The organism is Pseudomonas sp. GP01-A4, from assembly GCF_058780865.1.
The window spans coordinates 1-2,073 of the sequence record NZ_JBYSWF010000147.1 but is presented as its reverse complement, the minus strand read 5'-3'; the positions used below and the strand labels follow the sequence as shown (position 1 = coordinate 2,073).

Genomic DNA, 2,073 nt, shown 5'->3' with positions numbered 1-2,073 from the left:
CCCCCATATGAGTTCCATCAGGGCATTTTCGCCCCGCAGCGTGGAGACTCTCCCCTTGACCACCATCGTTTCAGTTCGCCGCCACGGCAAAGTCGTCATGGGCGGCGACGGCCAGGTTTCACTTGGCAATACCGTGATGAAAGGCAACGCGAAAAAAGTCCGTCGCCTGTACCACGGCCAGGTCCTCGCCGGTTTCGCCGGCGCCACCGCTGACGCCTTTACCCTGTTCGAGCGCTTTGAAGGCCAACTTGAGAAGCACCAGGGCCATCTGGTCCGTGCCGCCGTCGAACTCGCCAAAGAATGGCGCACCGACCGCTCCCTCAGCCGCCTGGAAGCCATGTTGGCCGTCGCCAACAAAGACGCCTCGCTGATCATCACCGGCAACGGCGACGTGGTTGAACCCGAAGAAGGCCTGATCGCCATGGGCTCCGGCGGCGGCTACGCACAAGCGGCGGCCAGCGCCCTGTTGAAGAAAACCGACCTGTCGGCCCGGGAAATCGTCGAGACGGCCCTGGGTATCGCTGGCGACATCTGTGTCTTCACCAACCACAACCTGACCATTGAGGAGCAGGACCTCGCCGAATAAGCCGCAGGCTTATTCCCGCTTGAGGACCGCCAATTACTATGTCCATGACTCCCCGCGAAATCGTCCATGAACTCAATCGCCATATCATCGGCCAGGACGATGCCAAGCGCGCCGTTGCCATCGCCCTGCGTAACCGCTGGCGCCGGATGCAACTGCCCGAAGAATTGCGCGTTGAAGTAACCCCCAAGAACATCCTGATGATCGGCCCGACCGGTGTCGGTAAAACCGAGATCGCCCGGCGCCTGGCCAAGCTGGCCAATGCTCCGTTCATCAAGGTCGAAGCCACCAAGTTCACCGAAGTGGGCTATGTGGGCCGTGACGTCGAGTCGATCATTCGTGACCTGGCCGACGCTGCCCTGAAGCTGCTGCGCGAACAGGAAATGACCAAGGTCAGCCATCGCGCCGAAGACGCCGCCGAAGAACGCATCCTCGACGCCCTGCTGCCACCGGCACGCATGGGCTTCAACGAAGACGCCGCACCGAGCTCGGATTCCAACACCCGCCAGCTGTTCCGCAAGCGCCTGCGTGAAGGCCAGCTGGACGACAAGGAAATCGAGATCGAAGTCGCCGAAGTGTCCGGCGTCGACATCTCCGCACCGCCTGGCATGGAAGAAATGACCAGCCAGTTGCAGAACCTGTTCGCCAACATGGGCAAGGGCAAGAAGAAAAGCCGCAAGCTCAAGGTGAAGGAAGCGCTGAAACTGGTGCGTGACGAAGAGGCCGGGCGCCTGGTCAATGAGGAAGAACTCAAGGCCAAGGCCCTGGAAGCAGTCGAGCAGCACGGCATCGTGTTTATCGACGAGATCGACAAGGTGGCCAAGCGCGGTAATTCCGGCGGCGTCGATGTGTCCCGCGAAGGCGTGCAGCGCGACCTGCTGCCGCTGATCGAAGGCTGCACCGTCAACACCAAGCTGGGCATGGTCAAAACCGACCACATCCTGTTTATCGCTTCCGGTGCGTTCCACCTGAGCAAGCCAAGCGACCTGGTACCGGAGCTGCAAGGTCGCCTGCCGATTCGCGTTGAACTGAAAGCGTTGACGCCGGGCGATTTCGAACGCATCCTCAGCGAGCCGCACGCGTCGCTGACCGAGCAATACCGCGAGCTGCTGAAAACCGAAGGCCTGGGGATTGAGTTCCTGCCGGACGGTATCAAGCGTCTGGCGGAGATTGCCTGGCAGGTCAACGAGAAGACCGAGAACATCGGTGCCCGTCGCTTGCACACCCTGCTTGAGCGCCTGCTGGAGGAAGTGTCCTTCAGTGCCGGCGACATGGCGGGCGCGCAGAATGGCGTGGCAATCAAGATCGACGCCGACTACGTCAACAGCCACCTGGGCGAATTGGCGCAGAACGAAGATCTGTCTCGTTATATCCTGTAAGCCTCACGCAGGAACCGCTCTGCTTTAATGTGGGAGCGGGCTTGCTCGCGAATGCGGTGGGTCAGTCACAATTGCATGAACTGACCCACCGCATTCGCGAGCAAGCCCGCT

Annotated in this window: 2 protein-coding genes; both read left to right on the top strand. The window is 61.0% G+C overall.

Annotated elements, in window-relative coordinates:
• The first annotated feature begins 55 nt into the window (after positions 1–55).
• Positions 56–586: an ATP-dependent protease subunit HslV gene (gene hslV, locus AC3WKX_RS34210; RefSeq protein WP_003209323.1), complete on the top strand. Its 531-nt coding sequence runs from the start codon at positions 56–58 to the stop codon at positions 584–586.
• Between the two features lie 38 nt (positions 587–624).
• Positions 625–1,962: an ATP-dependent protease ATPase subunit HslU gene (gene hslU, locus AC3WKX_RS34205; RefSeq protein ID WP_003209321.1), complete on the top strand. Its 1,338-nt coding sequence runs from the start codon at positions 625–627 to the stop codon at positions 1,960–1,962.
• Positions 1,963–2,073 lie beyond the last annotated feature (111 nt).